Source organism: Cellulomonas fimi (assembly GCF_028527925.1).
Classification (GTDB): Bacteria; Actinomycetota; Actinomycetes; order Actinomycetales; family Cellulomonadaceae; genus Cellulomonas; species Cellulomonas fimi_C.
Genome location: NZ_JAPESW010000022.1, coordinates 63,221 through 70,480 on the forward strand (window position 1 = coordinate 63,221; position 7,260 = coordinate 70,480).

Sequence of the window (7,260 nt, forward strand, 5' to 3'; positions counted from 1 at the left end):
GGCCCGTGCACACCCTGACCACCCTCGCTGCGACGCTGCCTGCGCACCTGCGGGCGGACACGATCGCGCCCGCGACGGAGACCGTGCAGGCCGGCGTGTTCCTCGTCGGCCCGCTGCTCATCGGCCTGCCGCTGCTGTCCGCGGCCGTCCTGCTGCTGCTCGGCCGCCGCGCCGACCGCTGGGGGCACTGGCTCGGCGTCCTCGCCTCCGCGGGCGCGTTCGTCGCCGGTGCCGCCGCGTTCCTCGCGCTGCTCGGCCGGCCGGCCGACGCGCGCGTGGTCGTCGTCGACCTCGGGACGTGGCTCGACGCGGGCCAGTTCCAGGTCGACGCGGCGTTCCGCCTCGACCCGCTGTCGCTGACGTTCGTGCTGCTCGTGACGTTCGTCGGGACGCTCATCCACGTCTACTCCGTGGCGTACATGGAGCACGACGACTCGCGTCGCCGGTTCTTCGCGTACCTCAACCTGTTCGTCGCGGCCATGCTCCTGCTGGTCCTCGGCGACTCCTACCTGCTGCTGTTCGTCGGGTGGGAGGGCGTGGGTCTCGCGTCGTACCTGCTCATCGGGTTCTGGAACCACCGCACGCCGTACGCGGTCGCCGCGAAGAAGGCGTTCGTCGCCAACCGCGTCGGCGACATCGGGCTCATCGTCGCGATGGGGATCATGGTCGCCCAGTTCGGCGCGCTCGACTTCGACACGGTGCTCGGCGGTGCGTCCGAGCTCTCCGAGGGCACCGCGACCGCGATGGGCCTCATGCTGCTGCTCGCCGCGTGCGGCAAGTCCGCGCAGTTCCCGCTGCAGTCCTGGCTCGGCGACGCGATGGCCGGCCCCACCCCGGTGTCGGCGCTCATCCACGCTGCCACGATGGTCACCGCCGGCGTCTACCTGATCGTCCGCAGCGGTGCGGTCTTCGACGCCGCGCCGACGGCGCAGCTCGTCGTGGTGATCGTCGGCGCGATCACGCTGCTGTTCGGGGCGATCGTCGGCTGCGCGAAGGACGACATCAAGAAGGCCCTGGCCGCGTCGACGATGTCGCAGATCGGCTACATGGTCCTGGCCGCGGGCCTCGGCCCCGTCGGGTACGCGTTCGCGATCTTCCACCTCGTGACGCACGGCTTCTTCAAGGCCGGGATGTTCCTCGGTGCCGGGTCCGTCATGCACGCGATGGACGACCAGGTCGACATGCGGCGCTTCGGCGGCCTCGCGCGCTACATGGTCGTCACGTGGCTGACCTTCGGGGCGGGCTGGCTCGCGATCCTCGGCATCCCGCCGTTCTCCGGGTTCTTCAGCAAGGACAAGATCATCGAGGCCGCGTTCGTCCCCGTCGACGGGCAGCCGTGGCGCGCCTGGGTGTTCGGCACCGTCGCGCTGCTGGGCGCGGGCATCACGGCCTTCTACATGTCGCGGCTGTTCTTCATGACGTTCGAGGGCCAGCGCCGCTGGTCGGAGAGGTCCGACGGGTCGGCGCAGCACCCGCACGAGGCGCCGCGCCTCATGACCTGGCCGATGATCATCCTGGCCGTCGGGTCGGTCGGCCTCGGCGGGTTCCTGGCGCTCGGCGGTCGCTTCGTCACGTGGCTCGAGCCCGTCACCGGGCACGTCGAGCACGAGGAGCCGGTGCTCCCGGCGTGGGTCCTCATCGCGCTCACCCTCGCGGTCGTCGTGCTCGGTCTCGTGCTCGCGTGGCGCCGCTACGCGGTGTCGCAGGTCCCGGTCGTCCCGCCGCTCGGCACCGCGCTCACGCGCGCGGCCCGCGTCGACCTGTACCAGGACTCCGTCAACGACGCCCTGCTCGTCGAGCCGGGCCAGCACCTCACCCGGTCCCTCGTGTTCGCCGACCGCGCGGTCGTCGACGGCACCGTCACCGGCGTCGGCCGTGCGACGGTCGGCCTCGGCGACCTCGCCCGGCGGGTGCAGACCGGCTACGTCCGCTCCTACGCCGCGACGACCGTGATCGGCCTGGTCGTGCTCGTCGTCGCCGTCCTGGTCACCCAGAGCTGAGGGAGAGCCCCCACCGATGTCGACCTCCTTCCCCTGGCTGACCGCGCTGGTCGTGCTGCCCGTCCTCGGAGCGGTCGCCCTCTGGGCGCTGCCCGCGGGCTGGCGCGGCCGGACCCGCGCGGTGGCGCTCGGGTTCGCGATCGCCGAGCTCGTCCTCGCCGTCGGCGCGCTGGTCGCGTTCGACACCGCGGACGCCGCCGTCCACCAGCTCACCGAGACGTACCCCTGGATCCCCGCGCTCGGCGTCTCCTACGCCGTGGGCGTCGACGGCGTCGGGCTCGTCCTCGTGCTCATGTCCGTCGTGCTCGTGCCGCTCGTCGTCCTCGCGGCGTGGCGCGAGCAGGGGTCGCTGACCGTGCCGACCGACCGGCTGCGGCAGTACCTCGCGCTCGTCCTGCTGCTCGAGGCGTTCATCGTCCTCGTGTTCGCGGCGCGCGACGTCTTCCTGTTCTACGTCGTCTTCGAGGCGATGCTCATCCCTGTCTACTTCATGATCGGGATGTTCGGCGGGGAGCAGCGCCGGTACGCCGCCGTGAAGTTCCTGCTCTACTCGCTCGCGGGCGGCCTGGTCATGCTCGTCGGCGTCATCGCGCTGTACCTCAACGGGCCGCGCGGCGCGGACGGCTTCCTCACCGAGAACCTCACGGGCCTGTCGCTCGACCCGACGCTCGAGAAGTGGCTGTTCCTCGCCTTCTTCCTGGCGTTCGCGATCAAGGCGCCCATGTTCCCCGTGCACACGTGGCTGCCCGACGCCGCGCAACAGGCGCCGGCCGGGACGTCCACGCTGCTCGTCGGCGTGCTCGACAAGGTCGGCACGTTCGGGATGCTCACGCTCTGCCTGCCGCTGTTCCCCGACGCGTCCCGCTGGGCGGCGCCGGTCATCATCGTGCTCGCGGTCGTGTCGATCCTCTACGGGGCGCTGCTCGCGATCGGGCAGAAGGACCTCATGCGGCTCGTCGCGTACACCTCGGTGTCGCACTTCGGCTTCATCGTGCTCGGCATCTTCGCCTTCACGTCGACGTCGATCGCCGGCTCGTCGTTCTACATGGTCAACCACGGGCTCTCGACGGGCGGGCTGTTCCTGCTCGTCGGGTTCCTCGCCGCCCGCCGCGGGTCCCAGCAGATCGCCGACTTCGGCGGCCTGCAGAAGGTCGTGCCGGTGCTCGCCGGGACGTTCCTCGTCATCGGCCTCTCGGCGCTCTCGCTGCCCGGCCTGTCGACGTTCGTCAGCGAGTTCCTCGTGCTGGTCGGCACGTTCACGCGCCACCCGGCCGCGTCGATCGTCGCGACGTCCGGCGTCGTCCTCGCCGCGATCTACGTGCTGTGGACGTACCAGCGCGTGTTCACCGGCCCGGTCCGCGAGGAGCTCGCGGCGACGCCCGACCTCGACGCGCGCGAGCGGTGGGTCGTCGCCCCGCTCATCGCGCTCATGCTCGTCTTCGGCTTCGTGCCCGGCCCGGCGCTCGACCTGGTCCGGCCGCCCGCCGACGTCACGCTCCAGCAGGTCGGCGTGGAGTCGCCCACGGCTCCCCACGGCGCCCAGGAAGGGACCGACAAGTGAACGCGTTCACCGCGCCCGAGATCCCGTGGTCGCTGCTGAGCCCGGCGCTCATCGTCCTGCTCGCCGCGGTCGTCGGCGTGCTCGTCGAGGCGTTCGTCCCGGCGCGCGTGCGGCGGCCCGTGCAGGTCGCGCTCGGCCTGGCCGCGCCCGCGGCCGCGCTGATCGCCGTCGCGGCGCTCTGGTCGGGCGTCGCGTCCGACGGTGGCACCGCGGTCGTCGGCGGGTCGATCATCGTCGACGGTCCGACGCTCGTCCTGCAGGGCACGATCGCGCTGCTCGCGCTGCTGTCGATCCTGGTCGTGGCCGACCGCACGGACACCGGCGAGGACGCGTTCGCGCCGTCCGCCGCGGCCGTGCCCAGCTCGGACTACGAGGAGCTCGCGCGCCGCCGGGGCCTCCAGCAGACGGAGATCTACCCGCTGCTGCTCTTCGCCGTCGGCGGCATGCTGATCTTCCCCGCCGCGGGCGACCTGCTGACGCTCTTCGTCGCGCTCGAGGTCCTCTCGCTCCCGCTCTACCTGCTGACCGGCATGGCCCGGCGTCGTCGCCTCCTCTCGCAGGAGGCGGCCATGAAGTACTTCCTGCTCGGGGCGTTCGCGTCCGCGATCATGCTGTTCGGCATCGCCCTGCTCTACGGCTACTCCGGCTCGCTGCGGTACTCGGAGATCGCCGAGCAGGCGCTCCAGGTGACCGGTGTCGACGGTCTGCTGCTCGTCGGTGCGGTGCTCGTGCTGACCGGTCTGCTGTTCAAGGTCGGCGCCGTGCCGTTCCACACGTGGACGCCCGACGTCTACCAGGGCGCCCCGACGCCCATCACCGGCTTCATGGCCGCGTGCACCAAGGTCGCCGCGTTCGGGGCGCTGCTGCGCCTCGTCTACGTCGTGCTGCCGGACCTCGAGTGGGACCTGTCGATCGTCCTGTGGACCGTCGCGATCGCGACCATGGTCGTCGGCACGGTCGCCGCGCTCGTGCAGACCGACGTCAAGCGGATCCTCGCGTACTCCTCGATCGCGCACGCCGGCTTCATCCTCACCGGCATCGTCGCGCTCGACGAGTCCGCGATCCCGGCCGTGCTGTTCTACCTCCTGGCCTACGGCGCGGCGACGATCGGCGCGTTCGGCATCGTGTGGCTCGTGCGCGAGCGGTCCGCGGGCAGCGGCGACGAGCCCGGCGCGGTGCTCGGCGAGGCGACGCGTCTGTCCCAGTGGGCGGGTCTCGGCCGCACCAACCCGCTGCTGGCCGTGACGTTCGCGCTGTTCCTGCTGTCCTTCGCGGGCATCCCGCTGACGGCCGGGTTCATCGGGAAGTTCGCGGTGTTCTCGGCGGCGGTCGAGGGCGGTGCGTGGCCGCTCGCCGTCGTCGGCGTGCTGTCGTCCGCCGCGGCCGCGTTCTTCTACGTCCGGATCATCGTGCTCATGTTCTTCGGCGGCGCCGGTGACGGCGGGGCCGACGAGGTGACCGGCGGGACGTCCCCGTCCGTGACCGACGAGCCCGTCGAGGCTCCGACGCCGGTCGGGTCGACCGCCACCGCGACGCTCGTCGAGAAGGCCACCGCCACCACGACCACGGTGGTCGGGAGCGAGGGCTTCGCGGTCGTCGCGATCGCCGTGTGCGCGGTCCTCACCGTCGTGCTCGGCATCGTCCCGTCCCCCGTGCTCGACCTGATCGGCGACGTGGCCCAGCTGCTGCCGTGACGCGGCCGCGACGGGTGTCCGGCGCACCCTCGCGGGGAAGATAGGTTCGTCCCGTGACCACGACGACCGCCATCGCTCTGGCGGACCCCGCTCTCAGCGCGCGCCTCACCGACCGGCTGGCGCTCGTCGAGGAACGCCTGCGCGACTCCGTCACGCACGCCGACCAGCTGGCCGACGACGCCTCCCGGCACCTCGTCAACGCGGGCGGCAAGCGCCTGCGGCCGCTGCTCACGCTGCTCACGGCTGAGCTGGGCGACGGCGCGCGGCGCGAGGTCGTCGACGCGGCCACGGTCGTCGAGCTCACGCACCTCGCGACGCTCTACCACGACGACGTGATGGACTCCGCGCCGCTGCGACGCGGGGCACCCAGCGCGCACGAGGTGTGGGGCAACTCCGTCGCGATCCTCACGGGCGACCTGCTGTTCGCGCGGGCGTCCGCGACCGTCGCCGGGCTGGGCCCCGACGCCGTCCGCATCCAGGCGGCGACGTTCGAGCGCCTGTGCCTCGGCCAGCTGCACGAGACCGTCGGCCCGCGTCCCGACGAGGACCCGGTCGCCCACTACCTGCAGGTGCTCGCGGACAAGACCGCGTCGCTCGTCGCGACGTCCGCCCGGTTCGGCGCGATGTTCGCGGGCTGCCGGCCCGACGTCGTCCGCACCGTCACGGCGTTCGGGGAGAAGATCGGCGTCGCGTTCCAGCTCGCCGACGACGTCATCGACCTCACGTCCGACGGAGCGGTCACCGGCAAGACGCCCGGCACCGACCTCCGCGAGCGCGTCCCCACGATGCCCGCCCTGCTGCTGCGGGCCCGTGCCGCCGGACCCGATGCGTCGCCCGACGACGCCGCGCTCGTCGCGCAGCTCGACGCCGACCTCTCCGGTGACGACGCCCTCGCTGCCGCGGTCGGTGCGCTGCGCGCGCACCCCGTCGTCGAGGAGACGCGGGCCCGGGCCGTCGCGCTCGCGCACGACGCGGTCGCCGAGCTCGCGCCGCTGCCCGACGGTCCGGTGAAGGACGCGCTCGTCGCGTTCGCCGACGCGCTGGTCGACCGCGCGTCCTGACCGCCGGCGCGTCCTGCCCGCCGCTGACCCGTCCGGGGGGACACGGCCCGGGCCGGCGGGACGCCGAATCGGCGATGCGGCACGATCTGGCAGCATGTCGGCGCGGACCCACCCGAGGCCGCGACGGAGGTCACGGTGAGCACACCCCCGGTCGAGCCCCAGCGGCGCGGCGTCGCGCGCAGGCCGGCGCCCCGGTCGGTCGGAGGTGGCGTCCCGGTCGCCCCGGACGAGGTCGCACCGGTCGTGCGCCGGTTCCTGGCCTACGTGATCGACGGCGCGGTGCTGGGCGCGGTCTACGGGATCGGCACCGGGATCGCGCTCGCGGCCGGCGCAGGCGCGGACGGGCGTCCCTCGGCGCTCATGGCCCTCCCGGGCGTGCTCGCGGTCGTCGTCGGGATCGGGCAGTGGTGCGCGGAGGCGATCACCGGCGCGACGGTCGGCGGTGCCGCGCTCGGCATCCGCACGGTCGCCGTCCGGACCGGCCTGCCAGCCGGCCTGCTCGCGATCCTGCTGCGCAACCTCGTCGTCGCCGCCGGGGTGCTGGTGTGCTTCGTCGGCCAGGTGGTGGTCGTGATCTCCGGCGTCTGGGACCGGGAGCCCGCGCAGCGGGGATGGCACGACAAGGCGGCCGGGACGCTCGTGGTCCGGGCCGGGGCACTCCGGGCTGCGCGTGGCGGCCACGGTCGTCGCGCGGCGGGTTCGTCCGCGCGCCCGGCGGACACGCGTGCCGCCTGGGAGATCGCGGTCGCGCGCGGCGTCGAGCCCGGCCGCCCGGTGCGGCCCGCTCCGTCGAGCCCCGGCCGGTCAGCGGCGGGCACCGACGCACCACCGCCGCCGGGCACCGCGTCGATGACCGGACCGCTCGTGCGCGGCGCGTCGCCGTGCTGGCCGGTGAGCCCGGCGGGCCCGTCGACGGGGCCGCTCGTGCCCCCGGAACTCGGCGG

Annotated in this window: 5 protein-coding genes; all 5 read left to right on the forward strand. The window is 73.4% G+C overall.

The features are described 5' to 3' along the window. Positions 1–5: 5 nt before the first annotated feature. Positions 6–2,000, forward strand: coding sequence for an NADH-quinone oxidoreductase subunit L (gene nuoL / locus OMK64_RS11915; protein ID WP_272728595.1), 1,995 nt, complete (start codon positions 6–8; stop codon positions 1,998–2,000). Between the two features lie 16 nt (positions 2,001–2,016). Continuing rightward, positions 2,017–3,561: an NADH-quinone oxidoreductase subunit M gene (locus tag OMK64_RS11920; RefSeq protein WP_272728596.1), complete on the forward strand. Its 1,545-nt coding sequence runs from the start codon at positions 2,017–2,019 to the stop codon at positions 3,559–3,561. Further along, complete coding sequence (nuoN, locus tag OMK64_RS11925) at positions 3,558–5,255, forward strand: NADH-quinone oxidoreductase subunit NuoN (RefSeq protein ID WP_272728597.1); 1,698 nt, start codon at positions 3,558–3,560, stop codon at positions 5,253–5,255. Before OMK64_RS11920 ends, nuoN begins: the two co-directional genes overlap by 4 nt. A 53-nt stretch (positions 5,256–5,308) precedes the next feature. Continuing rightward, positions 5,309–6,316, forward strand: a complete 1,008-nt coding sequence (locus OMK64_RS11930; RefSeq protein WP_272728598.1) for a polyprenyl synthetase family protein — start codon at positions 5,309–5,311, stop codon at positions 6,314–6,316. A gap of 135 nt (positions 6,317–6,451) precedes the next feature. After that, positions 6,452–7,260 (forward strand): RDD family protein (locus OMK64_RS11935; RefSeq protein ID WP_272728599.1); only part of this gene is annotated, 809 nt, incomplete at its 3' end.